16 protein-coding genes are annotated in these 21,053 nt (G+C 67.8%); 11 read left to right on the forward strand and 5 right to left on the reverse strand.

All coding sequences use genetic code 11. The features are described 5' to 3' along the window. Positions 1 to 3: 3 nt before the first annotated feature. Positions 4 to 1,176 (reverse strand): MFS transporter, encoded by a 1,173-nt coding sequence (locus tag EV666_RS03160; protein WP_132002991.1) that lies wholly within the window; start codon positions 1,174 to 1,176, stop codon positions 4 to 6. 266 nt (positions 1,177 to 1,442) lie between these two features. On the opposite strand from EV666_RS03160, the gene EV666_RS03165 reads away from it, so the two are divergent. The 7 genes from EV666_RS03165 to EV666_RS03195 all read left to right on the forward strand — a co-directional run bounded on the left by EV666_RS03165 (position 1,443) and on the right by EV666_RS03195 (position 10,952). After that, complete coding sequence (locus EV666_RS03165; protein WP_132002994.1) at positions 1,443 to 3,242, forward strand: IucA/IucC family protein; 1,800 nt, start codon at positions 1,443 to 1,445, stop codon at positions 3,240 to 3,242. Next, positions 3,239 to 4,318, forward strand: coding sequence for a GNAT family N-acetyltransferase (locus EV666_RS03170; protein WP_132002997.1), 1,080 nt, complete (start codon positions 3,239 to 3,241; stop codon positions 4,316 to 4,318). Before EV666_RS03165 ends, EV666_RS03170 begins: the two co-directional genes overlap by 4 nt. After that, a complete protein-coding gene (locus EV666_RS03175) occupies positions 4,315 to 6,171 on the forward strand; it encodes an IucA/IucC family protein (protein ID WP_245514189.1) in 1,857 nt (618 codons plus the stop codon). The genes EV666_RS03170 and EV666_RS03175 overlap by 4 nt, the downstream gene beginning before the upstream one ends. Further along, positions 6,168 to 7,493: a lysine N(6)-hydroxylase/L-ornithine N(5)-oxygenase family protein gene (locus tag EV666_RS03180; protein WP_245514190.1), complete on the forward strand. Its 1,326-nt coding sequence runs from the start codon at positions 6,168 to 6,170 to the stop codon at positions 7,491 to 7,493. The genes EV666_RS03175 and EV666_RS03180 overlap by 4 nt, the downstream gene beginning before the upstream one ends. A gap of 180 nt (positions 7,494 to 7,673) precedes the next feature. Further along, positions 7,674 to 8,768 carry an NADH:flavin oxidoreductase gene (locus EV666_RS03185; RefSeq protein ID WP_132003000.1) on the forward strand — a complete coding sequence of 365 codons (1,095 nt, stop codon included), beginning with the start codon at positions 7,674 to 7,676 and terminating at the stop codon, positions 8,766 to 8,768. A 432-nt stretch (positions 8,769 to 9,200) separates the two neighbouring features. Beyond that, positions 9,201 to 10,028: an SDR family NAD(P)-dependent oxidoreductase gene (locus tag EV666_RS03190; RefSeq protein WP_132003003.1), complete on the forward strand. Its 828-nt coding sequence runs from the start codon at positions 9,201 to 9,203 to the stop codon at positions 10,026 to 10,028. A 222-nt stretch (positions 10,029 to 10,250) separates the two neighbouring features. Beyond that, complete coding sequence (locus tag EV666_RS03195) at positions 10,251 to 10,952, forward strand: nitroreductase (RefSeq protein ID WP_132003006.1); 702 nt, start codon at positions 10,251 to 10,253, stop codon at positions 10,950 to 10,952. Positions 10,953 to 11,149: 197 nt separating this feature from the next. On the opposite strand, the gene EV666_RS03200 is transcribed toward EV666_RS03195, so the two are convergent. From EV666_RS03200 to EV666_RS03210, 3 genes are all read right to left on the reverse strand, one after another. Next, positions 11,150 to 11,338, reverse strand: coding sequence for a DUF3008 family protein (locus EV666_RS03200; protein WP_132003009.1), 189 nt, complete (start codon positions 11,336 to 11,338; stop codon positions 11,150 to 11,152). 174 nt (positions 11,339 to 11,512) lie between these two features. Beyond that, positions 11,513 to 11,776, reverse strand: a complete 264-nt coding sequence (locus EV666_RS03205; RefSeq protein ID WP_132003012.1) for a hypothetical protein — start codon at positions 11,774 to 11,776, stop codon at positions 11,513 to 11,515. 200 nt (positions 11,777 to 11,976) lie between these two features. Further along, on the reverse strand, positions 11,977 to 12,708 hold the full coding sequence (locus EV666_RS03210) for a response regulator transcription factor (protein ID WP_132003015.1): 732 nt from the start codon (positions 12,706 to 12,708) through the stop codon (positions 11,977 to 11,979). 108 nt (positions 12,709 to 12,816) lie between these two features. Between EV666_RS03210 and EV666_RS18760 the strand changes: the two genes are divergently transcribed. The 4 genes from EV666_RS18760 (at position 12,817) to EV666_RS03230 (ending at position 19,565) form a co-directional block, all read left to right on the forward strand. Further along, positions 12,817 to 14,961: a sensor histidine kinase gene (locus tag EV666_RS18760; protein ID WP_165909881.1), complete on the forward strand. Its 2,145-nt coding sequence runs from the start codon at positions 12,817 to 12,819 to the stop codon at positions 14,959 to 14,961. A 242-nt stretch (positions 14,962 to 15,203) separates the two neighbouring features. Further along, a complete protein-coding gene (locus tag EV666_RS18815) occupies positions 15,204 to 17,564 on the forward strand; it encodes an enoyl-CoA hydratase-related protein (RefSeq protein WP_132003021.1) in 2,361 nt (786 codons plus the stop codon). After that, positions 17,561 to 18,733 carry a CaiB/BaiF CoA transferase family protein gene (locus EV666_RS03225; RefSeq protein ID WP_132003024.1) on the forward strand — a complete coding sequence of 391 codons (1,173 nt, stop codon included), beginning with the start codon at positions 17,561 to 17,563 and terminating at the stop codon, positions 18,731 to 18,733. The genes EV666_RS18815 and EV666_RS03225 overlap by 4 nt, the downstream gene beginning before the upstream one ends. 193 nt (positions 18,734 to 18,926) lie before the next feature. Further along, a complete protein-coding gene (locus EV666_RS03230) occupies positions 18,927 to 19,565 on the forward strand; it encodes a TetR family transcriptional regulator (protein WP_132003027.1) in 639 nt (212 codons plus the stop codon). Positions 19,566 to 19,601: 36 nt separating this feature from the next. On the opposite strand, the gene EV666_RS03235 is transcribed toward EV666_RS03230, so the two are convergent. Next, a complete protein-coding gene (locus tag EV666_RS03235) occupies positions 19,602 to 20,813 on the reverse strand; it encodes a YbfB/YjiJ family MFS transporter (protein WP_132003030.1) in 1,212 nt (403 codons plus the stop codon). Positions 20,814 to 21,053: the final 240 nt, after the last annotated feature.

Consider the following 21,053-nt stretch of genomic DNA (forward strand, 5'->3'; position numbering starts at 1 on the left):
CCGTTATGGCCCGGCGTCGGCGGGTTCTCCAGGCTTTCCGGCGAAAAACCACGGCAGGGCCAGCGCGAACGCGAGGCCAATGCAGGCGCAGAACAGAAACGGCGCGCCGGGCCACATGGCGAACATAAGGCCGCCCGTGAGGGCGCCGGCGCCCTGCCCCAGCACATGCACGCTGGCCAGCCAGCCGGCGGCGGAAGCCTGCTGGCCCGGCGCCACGCGCCCCACCAGCGCCGCCGTGTAGGCCGGCGTCGCCAGGGCCACGCCGGCGCCGGCCAGCAACGCCCCCGCCACCAGCAGCGGCAATAGCGGCGCCAGCATGACGCCGCTGCCAAAGGCAAAAAGCGCCAGCCCAAACCGCATGACGCCCATGGCGCCGCCGCCCAGCCGTGGGGTCAGTTGCAACTGCACCGCGATCATCACGATGGCGGTCAGCGCATAGCTGACGCCGGCCCAGCGCGCCGCCGCGTGGGCGTCTATGCCGAATTGCGCCTGCAGGAACAGGCCGAGCGTCATCTGGATCTGGCCAAACCCCAGGGTGAGCGCAAAGCCGATGGCCAGCAACGGCCCCACCGCCCGCGCCAGTTGGGGCAGCCGCATGCCTGTTGCGTCGGCGGGCTCCGGCTTCCGCACATCCGGAGCCGCCAGCAGGGTCAACGGGCTTAACGCCATGGCGACCAGCAACGGCCAGAGGCCAGCCGCGCCTGGCAGCGTCGCCAGCGAACCCAGAATGCGCCCGCCGCCAAGGCCGGCGCTGAGCCGCGCCAGGGCAGCCGGGCGGCGGGCTGGCGCGGTGGCGCGCGCCACCGTCGCCTGGGCGTGCGGCATCAGCCCGGCGGCGCCGGCGCTGTAGATGATCCGTGACAGCGCCAGCAGGCCAAGGGCGGCTGCCGCGGGCAACGCAGGCAGAACCAGCGCCGCGAGAAATAGCGACTGCCCCACGACCATCAGCGCCGCCAGAACGCGGAAGCGCGCCCGCAACGCCTGCGGCCGCCGTCCCCAGAGCGGCGCCCCGACGAGGAAAGTCAGCGCGCCGGCAAAAGCCACCGCGCCGATGGCTGGCGCGTCCAGCCCCGTACGCCCGGCGATCACCGGAACCAGCGCCAGCAAGGCCGACTGACCAAAGCCGACTGTCGCGGCCATGGCGGAGAGCCAGCGGATATCCCTTTCGGACAGCATCAATGGCGGATCCTGTTTTTTCTGATGACAATGCCCCGCGGCAATGTGCCCGGGCATGTGGAGCGGCGCCGGACGCGCATCGGTGTGCTGGCGAGAGTCTTAAATTCCCCAGAGGAAACTGCAGAACACATCCCTGTGATGTCTGCAATCGCCGAAATGTAAATCAATAAATTTTCTTATTTGAATAATTCAAAACTATACATATTGCGCGATAGTCCAATATTTATTTCACGTCCATCGCTATGGTTTGTCCGGAGGCAGCCAGAATGATGGAAACCAGACCAACATCGACAGATATCGCCGCGCGCATCTCGGCGCGCGCCTTCCTGCTGGGCCTGCTGCGGGAATGGGATGGCTGGACATTTGAAGGGGATGGCGCGGCGGCCGCCGGTGATTCAGCCGGGCGCGCGCCGCGCATCCTGCTCCCCCTCCCAAGCCACGGCGTGACGCTCGCCGTCGCAGCCCCGCACAGGTCTGATGTCGGCTGTCATGGCTTCAGGCCTCCGTTCAGTGAAATCCGGCCTTCCGGCGCGGAGCGCGCCATCCCCTTCACGCTGGCGGCGACGCTGATCGCAACCGAGCCATCGATCACCGGCGCGGCCGGCGCTGACCGCGCGCCGACCTTCCTGGCGCGGGTCTTCGACAGCATGGCCAATATCGATGACGTCATTCGCCACGCGCCGGACAGGACCGTGCCATTCACCGCGCGCGACCCGGACTTCATCGAGGGCGAGCAGGCGCTGCGCCATGGTCACGCGGTGCATCCGACGCCGCGCAGCCGGGATGAATTCACCATGGAGGATTCCCGGCGGTTCGCCGCCGAATACGGCGCGGGCTTCCAGCTGCGCTGGTGGGCGGTAGCCCCGGAACATATCGCCCACGCCGCATCGCGGGGTGTCCCGGCGCCGGCCATGGCGCGCGATCTGCTCGCCAGCGACGGCGCCGTCAGCGACGCGGTTATCGCGGCGGAGCGCGCCGGGCGCGTGATCCTTCCCATGCATCCCTGGCAGGCGGCGCGCCTGGCGCTCGATGCGGACGTGGAGCGCCTCATGCGCGCCGGCGCCGTGGCCGATCTGGGCGCCTCGGGCGCGCCATGGTTCGCCACGTCGTCCCTGCGCAGTATCTACGCGCCGCATGCGCCCTGGATGCTCAAAACCTCGCTAAGCCTGCGACTGACCAATTCGCGCCGGCTGATCGAGCCGCATGAGTGCATCCGGGGGCTCGAGATCGACAGGCTGCTGGCGGGCCCTGTCGGGCAGGAGATTTTCGCGCGCTTCCCGCAGTTCCGCGTGATGGGCGAACCGGCGTTTCTTGCGTTGCGCGACGCGGCGGGAAACATCCTGCGCGCCGCGATCATGGTGTTCCGCGATAACCCGTTCCGCGGCGCCGCAACGACGCCTGCGACGGTTCTGGCCGCGCTGGCGGAGATCGGCGGCGATGGCCGCGACAGCCGGCTGGCGCGGCTTGTGGCCCGCATCGCCCGCGAGGGAGGCGCCGACCCGCGCCGGATCGCCCTGGCCTGGTTCGACCGCTTTCTCAGCGTCGTCGTTGCGCCGCTGATCACCGTCCAGGCCGATTACGGGCTGCTGTTTGGGGCGCACCAGCAGAACATCGTGGTTGGTCTGGCCAACGGCTGGCCGGATGCGCTGTATTTCCGCGACTGCCAGGGCACCGGCTATGTCAGCGAGTTCCTGCCCGAACTGGCGCGCCTGGCGCCGGATGTGAACGTGCGGGCCGGTCACATCTTCAGTTCCGCGGAAGCGGCCCGCCTCGCCGGCTACTACCTCATCGTCAACAGCGTGTTCGCCGTCATCGGCGCGCTGGCGCTTGCCGGCCTCGCCGCCGAGCGCCCGCTGCTCGCCGCCCTGCGCGGCCTGCTGCTGCGTCTGCGCGCCGCCTCCCCCCGTGATCCGGCCCTCATCGATTACCTGCTCACATCCCCCACCCTGGAGAGCAAAGGCAACTTCATGATCTGCTTTCGCAATCTCAACGAAAACACCGACGTGACCGACCCACTGGCGGGCTACGTCGCCATGGCCAATCCGCTGGCGGAGGCCGTGGCATGAACATCATTCTGCCCCGCAAGGAGACGCCGGCGCCGGTCTGGCCAGACGTCCGCGACAGCCGCCACTTCCCCGCCCGCATCGCCGGCGACCTCACGGTGCTGGCGCATCGTCTGGATGATGATCGCCTGGCGTTGCGCCTCGCCGGCGATGACGTCGAAGCGGAGTTCGCCAGCCGCGATGGCGGCCAGGGCCGGCTGCGCCTCAGGCCGCCCTTCGGCGAGGCCCCCAATGACGTGGATGCGCTGGCCGTCCTGATCGAGGCCGCTTTCCAGAGCGATCCATCGTGTCTTGCCCTTGAATTGCCGGGGCTGGCCGGAAAACCGGCGCTGGCTCCGCTTTCGTCATGCAGCCAGATGGCGGACGGCGCGCCGGCGGCGATCGTCCGGCGCAGCGAATTTTACCAGTTGCCCCTGCTGTGGCGCGCCGCCGCGGCCCATGCGGCGCCGCCGCTGATCCGCTCCGGCCCTGGCCCGCAGGACCGCCCGCCGCCGCTGCGCGCGCCGGCGCCGCGCGGCGAGATGTACCGGCGCTGGCTGCCGCATCTGGGGATGACCCTGTCGCTGCGCCCCATCGACCGCCGCCAGGATCTGGAGCTGTTTCACGGCTGGATGAACCAGCCGCGCGTCGCCTTCTTCTGGGAGCTGGCGCAGAGCCGTGAGGAGCTGGACCGTTACCTGGCCGAACAGGAGGCCGACCCGCATATCTTCGGCGTCATCGGCAGCTTCGATGACGAGCCCGTGGGCTATTTCGAGTTCTACTGGGCGAAGGAGGACCGGCTCGGGCCGTTCTACGATGCGGACGACTACGACCGCGGCTGGCACGGCCTGATCGGCAACGCCCGCCACCTGGGCCGCGTCAGGACCCTGGCCTGGTTCCGCTCGCTCACCCACTACCTGTTCCTCGACGATCCGCGCACGCAACGCATCGTTGGCGAGCCCCGCGCCTCGCACCACAAGATGCTGAGCTATTGCGCCGATCTCGCCTACGAGAAGGTCAAGGAGTTCGACTTTCCACACAAGCGCGCCGCCCTTGTCTGCTGCGAGCGCGAGCGCTTTTTCCGTCAGGTGGCGCTGTGAGCGTCGTCACCATGACGCCGGGCCTGCCGGAATGGCAAAGCCAGGCCGGGGCGCCGCCTGCGGACGCCGACGCCTGGGCCGGGCTCAACCGGACCCTGATCGCCAGGGCGATCAGCGAACTTGCGTTCGAGGAAGCGCTGGCGCCGGCGCAAGTGGCGCCCGGCGGCGACTGGCGCCTCGACGCTGGCAATGGTGTTTCCTACCGTTTCGCCGCCGTTCGGCGGATCTGGGGCAACCTTGCCATCGATCCGCGCAGCCTGCGCCGCTGCGACGGCGGCCGTCCGGCGCCGGCGGAAGACGTGGCGCTGTTCATGGCCGATATGGGGCGGGCGCTCGACGTCGCCCCCGACACGCTCGCCATGTATTGCCGCGAGCTCTACGGCACCCTCCATTCCGACGCCCAGGTGGCCCGTCTCAACGCTACGATCAGCGAGGAGGCGCTGCTGCGGCTGCCCGACGCGGCGTTGCAGCAATATCTCGACGGCCATCCGAAGGCTCCAGCCTGCAAGGGGCGCATTGGCTGGGGCGCCGCCGACGCCGAGGCGTTCGCCCCGGAGTTTCGCCAGGACATCCGGCTGATGTGGGTGGCGGCGGACCGCGCCGCCTGCCGCTTCAGCGCCGGCGACGGCTGGAACGAGGACAGTCTGCTCGACGCCTCATGCGATGGCGCGGAACGGGCGCGGCTGGAAGCGGCGTTGCGACGGCTGGGGGTTGACCGGGCGCGATACCTGCTGCTGCCAGTGCATCCCTGGCAGTGGGAGCACATGATCGCCATCCAGTTCGCCGGAGAAATCGCGGCGCGGCGGCTGATCCCGCTCGGCATTTTCGGCGACGGCTATCTGGCGCTGCAATCCCTGCGCACCCTCGCCAACGCCAGCCGCCCGACAGCCCCACACCTGAAACTGGCGCTGACCGTTCTGAACACGTCGGCCTGGCGCGGCGTGCCTGGCAAATACATGGCGATTGGCCCGGCTTTCTCCGCCTGGCTGGCGGAAAAGGCCGCCGCCGATCCCGTGCTCGCCAACACCACCGTGCTGCGGGAGCCCGCCGGGGCGTTCTATCCCCACCCCGTCTACGAGCGCATCGCCGATGCGCCCTACCAGTTTCGCGAAATGCTCGGGGTGATCTGGCGCGAGGCGGTGGAAAGCCGCCTGCGGGACGGCCAGGGCGCCATGATGTTCGGGGCCCTGCTGAAAACCACGCCGGCCGGGCGGTCGCTGGCCGCCGCCCTCATCGCCCGCTCCGGCCTCGCGGCCGAAACCTGGCTGGCGCGCCTGTTCGATGCGGTGGCGGTTCCGCTCTACCATTTTCTCTGCCGTTATGGCGTCGGCTTCATCGCGCACGGCCAGAACCTTACCCTCATCCTGCAAGACTCCACGCCCTGCGGCGTGGCGATCAAGGATCTGCAGGGCGACGTCGATCTCATCGACGCCGATTTTCCCGAAGCCGCCGACATGCCGGAGGGGGTCAGGGAAACGCTGCTGCGCCGCCCGGCGCCGCATCTGCTGCAACACCTGCAAACCGGCCATTTCGCCAGCGTGCTGCGCTTTCTCTCCGACGCCCTCGCCGGCGACGGGGTCATTGATGAAATGGCGTTCTACGCGGTTCTCGCCGGACGGTTGCGCAGCTACCAGGCCAGCCAGCCTGGAATGGCTGACCGTTTCACGCTGTTCGATCTGTTCACGCCGAAGGTCCCGCGCATCTGCATCAACCGCGTCCGGCTGGCCGTTGGCTATGGCGACGCCAGCCGCCGGCCGAGCCCCGGCCTTGGCGGCGATCTCGACAATCCGGTCCACCTCGCCGCCCGGGCCCATGCCCCGGGACGCCCCGACCTTGCTGGAGCACATCCATGATGAAGCAACACCAGGCGCATCGCTCTCCCCTCGATCTGGCGGGCGTCGGCATTGGTCCGTTCAACCTGAGCCTCGCCGCCCATCTCGACGCCGTCGACGAGCTTGAGGCCAGGTTTTTCGACCAGAGCGCCAGCTTTTCCTGGCATCCCGGGATGATGCTGCCGGACGTGACCCTGCAAACCTCGTTCCTGAAGGATCTGGTCAGCGCCACGCATCCGGTCAGCCCGTGGAGCTTCCTGTCGTATCTGGTGGCGAACCGGCGCTTCTACGCCTTCCTCAACGCCGACTTCCCGGCGATCCCGCGCCAGGAGTTCGCCAGCTATCTGGCCTGGGTGGCCGCCGGGCTTCCTGGTCTTCAGTTCGGCGCGCAGGTGCGGGAGGTGGATTTCGATGGCTACGCCTTCGCCGTCCGTCTGGACAATGAAACGTTCAGCGCCCGCAATCTCGCCCTCGGCGTCGGGCTGAAGCCAGCGACGCCTGATTTCATTGATCGGCTTCGGCCGGGCGCCGCTTTCCACTCATCGCGCGCCGCCTTTGAGATCGACCGTTGCGCCGGCAAACGGGTCGCCGTGATCGGCGGCGGCCAGAGCGGCGCGGAGATTGTGCTCAACCTGCTCGGTCGCGGCGCCGGAGCGCCGGCCCATGTGGACTGGATCAGCATGCGGCCGAACTTTCTGCCGCTGGACGAAACCCCCTTCACCAATGAGCTGTTCACCCCGCCCTATGTGGCCAGCTTCCATTCGCTGCCAGAGGCGCGCCGCCACACCACGGTGGAGCGCGAGAAGCTGGCCGGCGACGGGGTTTCGGCCGAAACCCTCGCGGCGATCTATCGTCGGCTGTATGTGCTGCGGCACCTGGAAAGCGGCGGCCCTTCCGCCGACCTGCTGCCGCACCGGGAAGTGATCAACGCCGAGCCAAGGGACAACGGTTGCCAGCTGATCATGCGCAACGGCATGGACGGCCAGGTGGATATCCGCAAGGCCGACATTCTGGTTCTGGCCACCGGCTACCGTTATGAATTGCCGCCATGCCTCGCGCCACTGGCCGGCCGCATTGATCTCGATCGCAGCGGCCGGCCGCGACCCGGGCCTGATTTCGCCGTGCGCTGGGATGGCCCCGCCAGCGCCCGCATCTTCGCCCTCAACGCCGGCCTGCTCAGCCACGGCATCGCCGAGCCGCAGCTGAGTCTGATGGCGTGGCGCAGCGCCGTGATCGCCAACGCGCTGGCGCAACGTCAGGTGTTCGACGTGGAGCGGCCGGAAGCGATGGTGCAATGGCTCGACGCCATGCCGCATGAGGCCGAAGCCGGCGGCCAGGCCTGAACCGGAGCCACGATCCCATCGCTTTCGCTGGTCCTGCGCCGGTTCCGCTCCGCCCCCATGACAGGGGGCGCGGGGCTGTTTCCGGGAGATAAATTTACCCGATTGATAAACGCAGGGACCGGGACTTATGTCTGACGTGCCGGCGCATGTCCGCATCGCGCCCACAACACGGAGACGATCTTGTCCGCAGACGCCCTGTTCCAGCCCTTCGATCTCGGGGGGCTTCACCTGAAAAATCGCATCGTCATGGCGCCCATGACCCGGTCATTCTCGCCCAAAGGCGTGCCGACCGCCGACGTGGCCGCCTATTATCGCCGGCGGGCGGCGGCTGACGTGGGCCTGATTGTCACCGAAGGCACGGTGGTTGAGCGGCCGGCGGCGAAGAACGATCCCAATGTGCCGGATTTCTTTGGCGACGCCCTGCCGGCGTGGCGCCATGTGGTTGACGAGGTGCACGCCGCTGGCGGCCTGATCGCGCCGCAGCTGTGGCACGTGGGCGCGGCGCGCGGCCGTGACCCTGCCTGGAACCCGCAACCGGTGGACGCGCCTTCCGGCCTGTCGCGGCCGGGCAAGCGCTTTACCGAGCCGATGACGGAAGAGGCGATCACCGATACGCTGCACGCTTTCGGGCGCGCTGCCGGGGCCGCGAAGGACATTGGCTTTGACGCGGTGGAGCTGCACGGGGCGCACGGATATCTGATCGACCAGTTCCTGTGGCGCGGCACCAACGAGCGCGAGGACGTCTGGGGCGGCGCCGGCATTCCCGAGCGCGCCCGCTTCGCGGCGGAGATCGTGCGGCAGACGCGCGCGGCCATTGGCCCGGACGTCCCGCTGATCCTGCGCCTGTCGCAGTGGAAACAGCAGGACTATGACGCGCGCATCGCCCACAATCCCGAGGAAATGCGCGCCTGGCTGGAGCCGCTGGCCGAGGCCGGCGTTGATGTCTTTCATTGTTCGCAGCGCCGCTTCTGGGAGCCGGAGTTCGAGGGCTCCGACCTGAACTTCGCCGGCTGGGCCAAAAAAATCACCGGCAAGGTGACGATCACCGTGGGCTCCGTTGGCCTCAGCGGCGAATTCATCGCCGCCTTCGCCGGCGAGGGCTCGAAGCCCGCCTCGCTCGATGGCCTGCTGCGCCGCCTGGAAGCGGGAGAGTTCGACCTGGTCGGCGTCGGCCGGGCGCTGATCTCCGATCCGGAATGGGCGCTGAAAATTCGCGACGGCCGCACCAGCGAGCTGAAGAATTTCGAGCGCGCCGATCTGGCGACCCTGTTCTGAGAAACGGGCCGGGCAAAAAAAGAAGGCCGCCTTTTTGGGGGCGGCCAATTTCAGGGAGGTCTCGCTGGAGTGGGACCTTCCGGTCCCCGAAGCGCCGGGTCTCTCCCCTGCGCTTCATGGTTGCAACATACGGCCTCCACCGGGTTTCGTATGTGCGCCGCGACACATGACGCGGCGCGCCGGCCCTGCCCTTCGCGGTTCGGCTGGGCGCAGACCAGACAATGCCGGAGCCTTCTGACGCAACCCAATCGCCCGAAATGCCCGGTTTCTTTGGCTTGACGCTTTTTCTGCGCGAAAAGTGGGCGCCACTTTTCCTGAAAATGCACTAGTTGAGTCAAAGCAACGCTGGCCCTCCTGCATCTCACGTCAGGAAGCCGGCGCCAGTCTGAAGATTTTCACACAAAATCAAAACATGAAAATGGGAGGAAGCGTATGGGAGATCGTCTCACCGGCCGGGCGGCGCTGATCACCGGAGGAACCAGCGGCATTGGCGAGGCCACTGTCAGGCTGTTCGTCGCTGAAGGCGCAAAGGTCATGATCGCCGGCCGCAACGCCGACAAGGGCGCGGCGCTTGCCGCCGAGCTTGGGGACAACGCCGCGTTCATCGCCACCGATGTGATGCGTGAGGCGGACGTGAAACGGGCGATCGAGGCGACGGCAGAGCGTTTTGGCCGGCTGGACTGCCTGTTTTCCAACGCGGGCGGCCCGACCCGGGGCACTGCCGACACCATCACCGCCGATGATTATCATCACGCCATGGATCTGCTGCTGGGCAGCGTGCTGTTTGGCATTCGCCATGCGGCGCCGATCATGAAGGCGCAGGGGCGCGGCGCCATCATCAACAACGCCTCCGTCGCCGCTCTCCGCGGCCACATGGGCGGTTATCTGTATTCCATCGCCAAGGCCGGGGTGCGCCGCGCCACGGAGATGGCAGGCCTGGAGCTTGGGCCCTTCGGCGTCACCGTGAACAGCATTTCGCCTGGCGCGATCGCCACGCCGATTTTCTTTGGCGGGTCGCAGGCGGCCACCAGCCTTGATCCGGCCCATTCCGATGCGAAAATGCGCAAGTTGACGCAGAATCTCGCCCGGGCGACGCCGTTGGGCCGGTCGGGGACGCCGCACGACATCGCCACGGCGGCGCTGTTCCTGGCGTCGGATGAAGGCGCTTTCGTCAACTGTCACGATCTCGTTGTCGACGGCGGCATGGTGGCGGGCGGTCGCACCAGTTTTGAGGACCAGACGCCAGGCGCGGCGGTCTGAAAGCCATCAGACGCGCCATGCGGCGTCAGCCAGACGCTGCCAGCATGGCGCGTCGCCAGATGCGGCGATCTCCGGGCTCATTAACCAGGCGCTGGAGATTTCCGTTTCCATACAGTTGAATGTCGCCCGAACGTCGCCACGCCCAGACGTGGCCACGCTCAGACGTCGCCACGCTCAGGGCTCACCTGGCCGGGCGACCGCACGCACGATGAGGGAGAGCCCATGACATCGCCGGTCCAGCAGGGGGCAAGCTACGAGGACGTGGTGCGCGGCCGCCGCAGCATTCGCGGCTACAGGCCCGATCCGGTTCCGAAACAACTGATCCGCGAGATCATCGAGATCGCCATGCGCGCGCCCTCCTCGCACAATACCCAGTCCTGGAATTTCTACGTGCTGACTGGCGCGCCGCTCGACCGCATCCGCGCGGGCAACACCGAGCGCAATCTGGCGGGGGTGCCTCACTCGCGCGAGTTCCGCATGCGTGACGAGGCGGATCCGGTGCACCGCGAGCGGCAGATCGACATCGCCAAACAGCTTTTCGGCGCCATGGGCATCGAACGCCATGACAAGGAAAAGCGTCTGGACTGGGTGATGCGCGGCTTCCGCCAGTTCGACGCGCCGGTGTCGATCGTCATTACCTACGACCGGACGGTGCACGGCAGCGACATCGCTCCGTTCGACTGCGGCGCCGTCGCCAACGCCCTGGTGAACGCCGCCTGGGCGCGGGGGCTCGGCTGCGTCATCAACAGCCAGGGCATCATGCAGTCGCCAGTAGTGCGCGAGCACGCCGGGATTGCCGACGATCAGGTGATCATGATGTGCATCGCCATGGGCTATCCGGATCACACCTTCCCGGCGAACGGCGTGGTGTCGCGGCGCAAGTCAGTGGATGAAGCCACGACATTCGTCGGCTTTGATGACTGATCGCAAATCAGCGGAGCGTGGGCCCCTTCCACGCTTCGCGCACCTGCGCCGGTAACGGACCACTGCACGAGGCGGCGTTTGCCGCCGGACGCCGCGGGCGCAGTCCCGCTGAAATGCTCCGGCGCCCTGGCATGCGCGCCCTGTCCGCTGGTCGCGCTTCCCTCACGAAGAGCGGGCATGGATGGTCGCGGATGCTCTCAGTGCTTTGAAACGTGCTCCGGCTTGCCCTTGCGGCTGGTCGAGGCCATTTTTTCCAGCTCCCGTTCGCTCATCGATTTTTCCATCGATTTCGAAGCGCCGCGAAGCTCGCTTTTCTTCATATCGCCGCGTTTGGCGGCGAGCGCCGCGCCGGCGGCTTTCTGTTGAGAGGCTGATTTGGCGGGCATGGTCCCATCTCCTTCATGTCATGAGACAAAAACCCGGGCCCCGGAAAGATGTTCCCGCATGCAGCGGCCGTGGCTGGCGGCAATGGCGGGCTGACGGACCATGCGATGGCGCGCCAGGGCCCGCCAAAACGCGCGGATATTCACGCTGACCAGATCAATTCACGCCAGCCAGGGTCAACCGGCGTCGGCCATGCCAATTTCGCGCGCGATAACCTCCCGCACAATATCGGCGTAAGGCATGCGCGCGTTCAGCAGATCCCGTGCGCTCAGAAGAATGCCGTGCCACTCGGGGTCAGTTAACGGCTGCTCCATTTCACGCAGGGTTCTGAAGCGCTTCAGCGACTCCACGATCTTCAGGACAATCCCGTCCGTATCGGGGGCGTCGGCTGTCAGCGTCTCAAGCTCCCGCAGGAGATGCTCAATCGTGCGCCTCGCCATGTCGTTCACCGTTCAGCGCAGCAGAAGGCATTGGGGCAAAGGCCGGCCTGCGCAAACTGCGCCAGCGTTGCCTTGGCTGCAAACCACAATTAGTGACGTAAACGCGCCCTGCGGCAAGGCTCATCAACAGGTTTTCATCGCGATATGCACATCACGCATGGCGAAGGGAAAACCATGCGTCCAATCGCCTGGCTCACTGATCAGCCCAGATACAGGCGGCCCATGAAACGCAGGCCCACCGCGTGCACTGCCCGTAGTGGCAACTCGACGCCGCAATCGGCGGATTTCTGGCGCAAACGGCGCAGTACGGCGTCCAGACTCCGGCTCTCGGCGCTGACGTCGCCGTATCCGAGGCGCTGGGCCAGGGCGAGCCGTGGAACAGTGTCTCCGCCGGCTTCGGCCATCCGTTCGAGCAACATCAACTCCCGCCCGGAGAGCGGGATGGCGACGCCGTCCGGGGATAACAGTTGCTGGCGCCCGGCGTCGATGCGCCAGCCGTCCGGGCGGGCATCGTCAGCGGCCTCCTGCTGCGACGCCCGGGCGTCGCGCACGCGGCGCGCGAGGTTGCGCGTCACGTGCAGCAGCTCCTCGCTGTCCACCGGCTTTGTCAGGTAGATGTCGGCCCCTTCCGCGTAGCCGCGCATCCGGTCATCGCGACCGGTCCGGGCCGTGAGCATGATGACGCCGACGCCCCGCTCCGGCGCCAGATCCCGCGCCAGTTCGAAGCCGCTCACATCCGGAAGGTTGACGTCCAGGATGGCGACGTCGAAATCGCCGCCGCGCAGGGCCCGGTAAAAACCGACGCCCGAACCCGCCTCCGTGACATGAACGCCGCTGAGTCTGAGATAGTCGGCCAGGCCCTGGCGCAGGTCAGCGTCGTCTTCAACCAGAAGCGTGCGAACGGGCGGTTCGTCAGGCGACGCATTTTGCATTAGCTGTGCAATCCCGGAACGGAGATGGCAGACCGGATAAACGGAGCCCCCCGACTCCCGTTAAGCTGCATGATATACCAGAAAACTTTCGGGAAGGCGTCCAACCTCATGACGGGCCGAACGGAAATGGCCGAACGCCATCCTGGCGCGCTGCGCGCCGGCTGGAAGCGGGCGGCGGCGCTGATGGCCCTGGCCCTGGCCCTGCTGGCGCTGCTGCTGGCGCTGGTGACCGGCGTCGCGCGCCATGGGCAAACCGTCCCCCCACCAGGCGACGGCCTGTCGCTGGCGGGCCGCGTTGGCGTTCTCGTTGATCCGCAGGGAACGTTGACGCTGGCGCAGGCGCTCGCCAGCCCGCAACGGTTCCAGACGGCGCGGGGCTCCAGCGTTAACCTTGGCTATACGCGCAAGACAGCCTGGCTGCGCATTGTCATGACCGCGCCAGCCGGCGAACCTGGCGCCCGCGAGGCGCTGCTGTCGCTGGCGCCGAACTTTGTCGATGAAATCGACGTCTATGTCGCGCGGAACAGGCCGGGTCTGACGCCGGCGGATTTTACCCACTACGCCATGGGCGACCGTCGCCCCCTGCTGGCGGACTCCGTCTCGGGGCTCGAGAACGTGGTTCCCCTCACCCTGACGCCTGGCCAGGAGACCCTGGCGCTGGTCCGCATCGCCAGCGGCCATTCCGCCCTCTCCATCACAGCGTCGCTCTATGCCCACGCGGACCACACCCGGCGCGTCACCACCGGCGCCCTGCTGTCCGGTTTCTGGTTTGGCGGCATGGCGGTGCTGGCGGCGATCCAGGTGGTGTTTTTCCTGTTTGATCGCAAACCGTTCTACATTCTGCTGGCCTTCAGCACCTGCGTGGCCATGATGGTCTACATGGGAAATCTGGGGGTGTCGCGCCTGTGGCTGTTTCCCGACGGCGGGCGCGGCAACGACTGGTTCACGGGTGGATCGGTCTGGCTTGGCCTGTTCGCCAGCGGCATCGCCGGGGCGAGCATCCTGGAGCTGCCGCGCCGCCATCCGTTCATCAACCGGGTGTTCCAGGCCCTCGCCTGCATGGGGCTGGCCGGCGTCGGCTTCGCGCTCGCCGACATTCATCCCGAGTTCGCCGGGCCGGGCTATCTGGTTATCACCGCCCTGTCGACCCTGGCCATGATCATGGGCATCGTCGGCATCGACCGCAACGCCTCCGGCACCCGCCTGCGCGCCGCCGCCTACACCATCTTGTGGTGCGGCCTGATCCTCACCATGGTGCAGCGCACCGGCATGCTGTCCCTGCCAAACTGGGTGGCGCACGCCTACGCCGTCAGTTGCCTGGTGCATACGCTGCTGCTCACGGGCTCGCTGGCGGTGCGCCTGCGCGCCGCCGAGGCGCTGAACAAACTGATGCGCGAGCAGGCGCTGCACGCCGCCCGGGCGGCGGAGCGTCGCGCCGGCCTTCTGGTAGAAACCCGGACGGCCGAGCTGGCGGAAGCCAAGCGGATGGCGGAGGACGCCCTGCGGGCCGAGCTGGAATCCCAGGAGCGCCAGGTGCGATTCATGGAGGTGATCTCGCATCAATACCGCACGCCGCTGGCTGTGATCCGGTCCAACGTGGACAGCATCGGCCTCAGCCTGCCGCCCGAGGACGCGGCCAACCGGGAGCGCCTGGACCGGGTGCGGCGCGGCGTCGTGCGCCTGGTGGAGACGCTGGAAGTCAATGTGGCGCGCAGCCGCCTGCACGGCCCGGCTTTCGAACCGCAGCTGCGCGATCACCTGCTGTCCGGGGTGGTCGCGACCGCGGCCACACGGGCCGCGGACATGCTGGCCGGGCGCATCAATCTGGACATGACGCCAGCGGCGCGGCGGGCGAAGATCCGCGCCGACGCGGAAATGCTGGAGCTGGCGCTGATCAATCTGCTGGAAAACGCCGTGAAGTACTCCGTCGCCAGCGGGTCGCCGCCAGTCACCCTGGGCTGCGACGCGACAGACACGGATGCGATCATCGCCGTACGCGATCAGGGCGTCGGCATCCCCGCCGGCGAAATCGGCGCCGTCACCGCCCGCGCCGTGCGCGGCTCCAACGCCGTCAACACGGAAGGCTCGGGCCTCGGGCTGTCCCTGGTCTCCAGAATCATCGCGGCGCACCAGGGGCGACTGCATATCGACAGCGCCGCCGGCGCCGGAACCACGGTGACGGTCACGCTTCCCCTGGCGCCGCCGGCTGACGCCCTCGGCGAACAGACCCGCATCGCCACGGTCGCCCCCTGAAGCCTGACCGGACGGATGCGCGCCCGGCGCCGGCGCGCGCTGGGCGCCGCCGCGGCCTCGTCCGGTGCGCCAGCCTGCTGCTTCGTCGCCCTGTTGCGTCGCCCTTTGCATCAACTCTGCGTCTCCCATGGCTGCGTCTCCCCTGGCTCCGCCGCTGGGGCGCCGCGCATTGACGGAAATTAAACGGTCATTTAATCGCGCTTGGACACATATTTAAATCGCGTGAGGAGACAGAGCCGGCCATGTTGGAAACAGATCCCCGTACTCCGGTGCTGGTCGGCGTTGGCCAGATCGTTCGCCACTGGGACGGCAAGGACGTCGCAGCCGCGCCCAGCCCGCTGGGTCTGCAGGCGGACGCCGCCAGGGCCGCCCTGGCTGACAGCGGCGCGGCCGCAGCCCTTACCGACCTGATCGACAGCGTTTTCGTGGTGCGCGCCAATCATGATTCGATGCGCAGCGCGCGCCATCCGCTCGGCCGCTGCGCCAACCCGCCGGCGACGCTGGCGGCGGAACTCGGGCTTGCGCCGGCCCGCTGCGTCTATTCGGTGGTCGGGGGCGACCAGCCGCAGGCGCTGGTCAACGAGGCCGCCGGGGCCATCTTCGCTGGCGAAACCCGCGCCGTTCTGCTCGCCGGATCGGAAGCGATCTCCGCCCTCAAGCTGGCGCTCAAGACCAAAGCCCGGCTGGACTGGTCGCATGGCGTCGACGGGCCGCTGGAGGATCGCGGCTTTGGACCGACGCTGTTGTCCGAATACGAGATCGCCAACGGCCTTGGCATGCCGACCCAGAGCTACACGGTGTTCGAGCACGCCCTGCGCAACCGTCTTGGCCTCGACCAGGCGGCTTATGTCGATCTGATGTCGGAGCTTCTGGAGGGCTTCTCCGCCGTGGCGGCGCAGAACCCTTACGCGCAATTCCCCGAGGCCCGCGACCGCGCCTTCCTCGCCACGGAAAGCGCCGCCAATTACCGCATCGCCGATCCATACCTGAAATGGCATGTGGCGCAGGATGCGGTGAACCAGGGCGCCGCCCTCATTCTGACCTCGGTCGGCGCCGCGCGCGCGGCGGGAACAGATCCGTCGAAATGGGTGTTCCTGCACGGCTACGCCGCCGCGAAGGACCGGCTGATCACGGAGCGGCCGGACCTGTCGCGCTCGCGCGCCATGGAAGCGGCGCTGCGCGGCGCGCTGGACATGGCCGGAAAAACCACCGCCGACATCAGCCAGTTCGACCTGTACAGCTGCTTTCCCTGCGCCGTGCTGATCGCCGCTGAAATTCTCGGCCTCGACTGGCGCAGCACGCCCTGCACGGTCACCGGCGGCCTGCCGTTCTTCGGCGGCGCCGGCAACAACTATTCCATGCACGCCATCGCCACGATGGCGGAGCGGATGCGGGCGGCGCCCGGTACATGGGGGCTGGTGCTGGCCAATGGCGGCTTCCTCTCCAAGGAAGCGGCGGGCGTTTATTCCACCACCCCGCCGGACGGCTGGCGTCCGCGCCAGGGCGGCGACGTCGCCGGCGATTTGCAGGCCCGCATCGACGCCGCGCCCGCGCCCCGCCTGCTGGCGGAGGCAACGGAAGCAACCGTCGAGGCCTACACGGTGACCTGGCAAAAGGGCCAGCCGTCCCATGGATATGTCATCGCCGCCAACAGTGAGGGGCGCATCCTCGCCCGCGTCCGCACGGGGCATCGCCCGACCCTGCACAGCCTGCACGCGGCCGATCCGGTCGGCCAGAAGGTGCGCGTCGTCCATGAGAACGGCGTCAATTTCATCGCGCCGTCCCACCGCCTGTGCGAGCCCGCCCCGGCCGGCGGCCTGCCGGAGCGGCGCTTTGAACACGTGCGCGTTCGCCGCGACGGCCATGTGCTCGAGGTGACGCTGAACCGTCCCGACGCGATGAACGCCCTGCACAGCGCGGTTCACTTTGAACTGCATGAAATATGGGATGAATTCGAGCGCGATCCCGACCTGTGGGTCGGCCTCATCACCGGCGCCGGCGACCGGGCGTTCTGCAGCGGCAACGACCTGAAGGTCACGGCCAGGGGCGGCGACATGTCGATGCCCCCCACAGGCTTCGCCGGCCTGTGTTCGCGCTTCGACCGCACCAAGCCGGTGATCGCGGCGGTCAACGGCGTCGCCATGGGCGGCGGCCTGGAAATCGTTCTCGCCTGTGATCTGGCGGTGGCCGACAGCAAGGCGCGGTTCGCCCTGCCGGAGGTGAAGGTCGGCCTTTACGCCGCCGCGGGCGGCGTGCAGCGCCTGACCCGGCAAATTGGCCGCAAGGCGGCGATGGAGCTGATCCTCACCGGCCGCCACTTCGACGCCGCTGAAGCGGAAGCCCTGGGGATCATCAACCAGCAGGTGGAGGATGGCCAGGCCATGACGGCGGCCCGCGCCCTCGCCGCCCGGCTTCTGGAGAATTCGCCTTCGGCGATCCGCGCCTCGAAGGAGGCGTTGAACCGGTTTGAAGAACTGGAATCGCTTGAAAAGGCGATGGAAGCGAACGGCCGTATCTTCGGCCGGCTGATGCGGACCCGGGATTTCCGTGAAGGCGTCGCCGCTTTCGCCGAGAAGCGCAAACCCCAATGGAGCGGCTCATGATCGGCCCGGCGGACGGCCAGCCGATGCTGGCGGGCGTCAAGGTCGTCGACCTGACAAGCGTGGTGTTCGGCCCCTACTGCACGCATATTCTCGCGGAGCTGGGCGCCGAGGTCATCAAGATCGAAAACCCGGCGGGCGGCGACAGCTTTCGCTGGTCCGGCAAGGCGAAGACGACGCCCGGCATGAGCCCCGGCTTTCACGCCATCAATCGCGGCAAGCAATCGGTCACGCTCAACCTCAAGGACCCGGATGATCTTGCCTGTATGAACGCCCTGGTCAGGGAAGCGGACGTGTTCGTCTGCAATGTGCGCGGCAGGGCCATGGAGCGTCTGGGACTGGACTACGAAACGGTCCGCGCGGCCAACCCGGGCATCGTCTACGCCCATTGCGTCGGCTTTGGCCAGGATGGTCCCTATGCGGACCTGCAGGCCTATGACGACGTGATCCAGGCGGCGACCGGAACCGCCAGCCTGCTGCCGCGGGTCGACGGAAACCCGCGCGCCCGTTACCTGCCGTCGCTGATCGCCGACAAGGTCGCCGGCCTGCACGCGGTCTATGGGGTGCTCGCCGCCATCATTCACCGGCTGCGCACCGGCGAAGGGCAGAAGGTCGAAATTCCCATGTTCGAGTCCTTCTCCCATTTCATGCTCATCGAACATCTCGGCGGCCTCGCCTTCGATCCGCCAAACGGGCCTGTCGGCTACTTCCGGCAGATCGATCCCGACCGGCAGCCGTTTCCAACCCGCGACGGCTACATCAGCATCGTGCCCTATACGGACGAAGCCTGGTTCACGGTTTTCAACGCGCTGGGCAATCCAGGCTTCCTGGATGACGAACGCTTCGCCACCCGCAAGCTGCGCGGCGCCAACCTGGCGCTGCTGTATCGCGAGCTGGCGCGACTCACCGCCGGGTTCACGACCGGGGAGCTGCTGGAGATATGCCGCACGGCGCAAATCCCCGCCCAGGCCGCGCGCGATATCGGCGACATCATGCATGACGCCCATCTGGCGCAGACGGCGTTCTTCTCCCGCCAGGAACATCCGGTGGAAGGAGCGTATTTCGCCATGAAGCATCCGGTGCGCTTCGCTGAACCGCTGGTTTCCGAAGGGCGCCCGGCTCCGCAGCTCGGCGAGCATACCCAAAGCGTGCGCGCGCGAAGCGCGACCTGACCGGCCCGCGCCCAGCGCGGGTTTCCGGGCAGGAACCCGCGCTGGCAGGCTGGCCACGCCGGCTTTTCGCGCCTGCGCCGAAAGGCTGAACGGCAGCCGCGCGCCGCCGTGGTGACGCGCCGGCGCCGCCTGGGGTATGAGACAGGACGGCGCCTGCCTTGCTGCAGGACATGCCTGAACCGACGGGTAACAGATGAAGCCTGCTTCCACCCAGTTGCAGCAAACGCCGCAACGCATCGTCGCGGCGGCGCGGGCATTGATGACCGAACGCGGCGTGCTTGAAGTGTCCCTCGCCGACATCTCGGAGCGGGCCGGCGCCAATGTCGCGCTCGTCAGCTACTATTTTGGCAACCGCGAGGGGCTGATGCTGGCCATTGTCGAGGCCGACGCCGAACAGGCGACGGCCCATCTGGCGCGCCTGCTGGCGGCGGACATCACGCCGGCCGCGAAGATCGCCGCCCATGTCCGGGGCCTGATCGAGACTTATTATGCCCGCCCTTACCTGCACCGCCTGCTGCAAAAGCTGCTGCGCGAGGGCTCGCCCGAAGTTTCCGCCCGGGTGGCGGAAACCCTCGTTCAGCCAGTCGCCGCGGCGCGACGGGCGATTATTGCCGAGGGCGTGGCGCAAGGCGCGTTCCGCCCTGTCGATCCCGGCCTGATCGGCTTCGCCATCGACGGCGCCTGCGGGCACGTATTCTCCTCCGAACAGTCCCGGCGCACTGTTCTTGGCGACGGGGCCCTGAGCCATGCGCTCGTGCGCCGCTACGCCCGGGAGGTGTCGGAGCTTGTGGTCAATGGGCTGATGACCCATGCGCCTCATCCGGCGGGCTGATCCAGCGGGCTGATGCGGACAGTGGGGCGATCGGCCTCAGGGTCTGGCGGGCGGGCGCTGCAACAGGTTGGCGCAGGCGGCGACCCCGAGCAGGATGGGCGTGACCCAGAACCCGGCCGCCACATCCCCGGCGGCGTCTGAAATGGCGCCGCCCATGAGCGGCCCGACGGCCTGGCCGAAAGCGAAGGCCACCGTGAGCAGCGAGATTGCCGCCGTCCAGGATTCGGGCGGCAGCTGACGCTGGACCACGATGGTGATGGACGACGGGCCGGCCATGAAGCTGCCGCCGAATATGATGGCCGACAGGAACATCGCCGCCGGCCCGGGATGCAGCAGCACCGGCAGGGCGCCGATCATGGCGATGGCGAAAACCAGCGCCGGCCCGCGCCCATCATCGAAAGCGCCGAGCACCCGGCCCCAGACGAGGTTCGACACCGCTGAAACCGCGCCCAGCACGAACCAGAACCAGATCATCTGGCCATCGCCGCCGCCCTGGCTCTGCAACAGCACCATGATGAATGTCATGTAACCGACGTAACCGGCGCCAAAGAGGCCATAGCCAGCGAAGGTGGGCGCCAGCTGGCGCAACTGGCGCCTGTCCAGCGTCGCCGCCGCGCCGCCTGGCGGCTCATGGACGCGGCGCGCGGCGGCCCAGGCGAAAGGCAGGCCAATCACCCCCATGAGGCCCAGCGCCGCCCAGGCCTGGGGCCAGCGCTGCGCCCCTTCCTGGAGAATGAACGGAACCACCGCGCCGGATAGCAAGACGGCGATGCTGACGCCCGCCACATAAAGCCCGACCAGCAGACCGCGCCGGCGGGGACTTTCCGCCGGGCAGATGGCCGATGTCAGCGCCGCGCCGAGGATGAATGTGAACGCCGTGGAAAAGCCGCCCAGCGCGCGCAGGGCGAACAGCGTCAGAAAATCGCCGGTGGCGGCGGTCAGCAACAGAACCAGCGCGCTGACCGCATAACCGGCGATGAATGTCCGCGCCGCCCCCCACATGCGCGCCGCAACGGCGGCGACAAGGGCGCCGCCGATGTAGCCGGCGCCATTGGCCGTGTTGAGCGCCCCCGCCTCCATATAAGTCCAGCCCAGATCGGCCCGCATGGGCGGCAGCAGCAGGCCATAGGCGAAACGCGACAGGCCAAGGGCGACGGCGGCGCCGGCGGACAGGCCCAGCGCCGTCAGGACCTGGCGGCGAAAGCTGATGGTTGCGCCCGCGCTGCCTGCGGTAACGTCAAGGCTCATGGGCGTTCTCCCGTTGATGGCGCTCGCGCTCCTGCGTTCATGGCGGCGGGCCCCACCGACGCCCCGCCGTTCTGGAAGGACCTGCGCCCCGCCCCCCACGCCGGCCTGTCAAAAGCGCCACGCGCAATACAGCCTGGACCTGGTGAACCAGAAATGACGTTTTTCATCCGCGACTGCGCCTGGTTCGCCCGGGGGCTGGAGGCGCGCGGGCGCGCCTTGCTATCTTTGACAAGCATGTCA

This window comes from Camelimonas lactis (genome assembly GCF_004342915.1).
Lineage (GTDB): Bacteria > Pseudomonadota > Alphaproteobacteria > Rhizobiales > Beijerinckiaceae > Camelimonas > Camelimonas lactis.

Coding starts and splice junctions, on each gene's coding strand:
- EV666_RS03160 (WP_132002991.1), bottom strand. CDS start 1,176: ATGCTGTCCGAAAGGGATATCCGCTGGCTCTCCGCCATGGCCGCGACA.
- EV666_RS03190 (WP_132003003.1), top strand. CDS start 9,201: ATGGGAGATCGTCTCACCGGCCGGGCGGCGCTGATCACCGGAGGAACC.
- EV666_RS03230 (WP_132003027.1), top strand. CDS start 18,927: ATGAAGCCTGCTTCCACCCAGTTGCAGCAAACGCCGCAACGCATCGTC.
- EV666_RS18760 (WP_165909881.1), top strand. CDS start 12,817: ATGACGGGCCGAACGGAAATGGCCGAACGCCATCCTGGCGCGCTGCGC.
- EV666_RS03170 (WP_132002997.1), top strand. CDS start 3,239: ATGAACATCATTCTGCCCCGCAAGGAGACGCCGGCGCCGGTCTGGCCA.
- EV666_RS03195 (WP_132003006.1), top strand. CDS start 10,251: ATGACATCGCCGGTCCAGCAGGGGGCAAGCTACGAGGACGTGGTGCGC.
- EV666_RS03165 (WP_132002994.1), top strand. CDS start 1,443: ATGATGGAAACCAGACCAACATCGACAGATATCGCCGCGCGCATCTCG.
- EV666_RS03235 (WP_132003030.1), bottom strand. CDS start 20,813: ATGAGCCTTGACGTTACCGCAGGCAGCGCGGGCGCAACCATCAGCTTT.
- EV666_RS03180 (WP_245514190.1), top strand. CDS start 6,168: ATGATGAAGCAACACCAGGCGCATCGCTCTCCCCTCGATCTGGCGGGC.
- EV666_RS18815 (WP_132003021.1), top strand. CDS start 15,204: ATGTTGGAAACAGATCCCCGTACTCCGGTGCTGGTCGGCGTTGGCCAG.
- EV666_RS03200 (WP_132003009.1), bottom strand. CDS start 11,338: ATGCCCGCCAAATCAGCCTCTCAACAGAAAGCCGCCGGCGCGGCGCTC.
- EV666_RS03210 (WP_132003015.1), bottom strand. CDS start 12,708: ATGCAAAATGCGTCGCCTGACGAACCGCCCGTTCGCACGCTTCTGGTT.
- EV666_RS03205 (WP_132003012.1), bottom strand. CDS start 11,776: ATGGCGAGGCGCACGATTGAGCATCTCCTGCGGGAGCTTGAGACGCTG.
- EV666_RS03225 (WP_132003024.1), top strand. CDS start 17,561: ATGATCGGCCCGGCGGACGGCCAGCCGATGCTGGCGGGCGTCAAGGTC.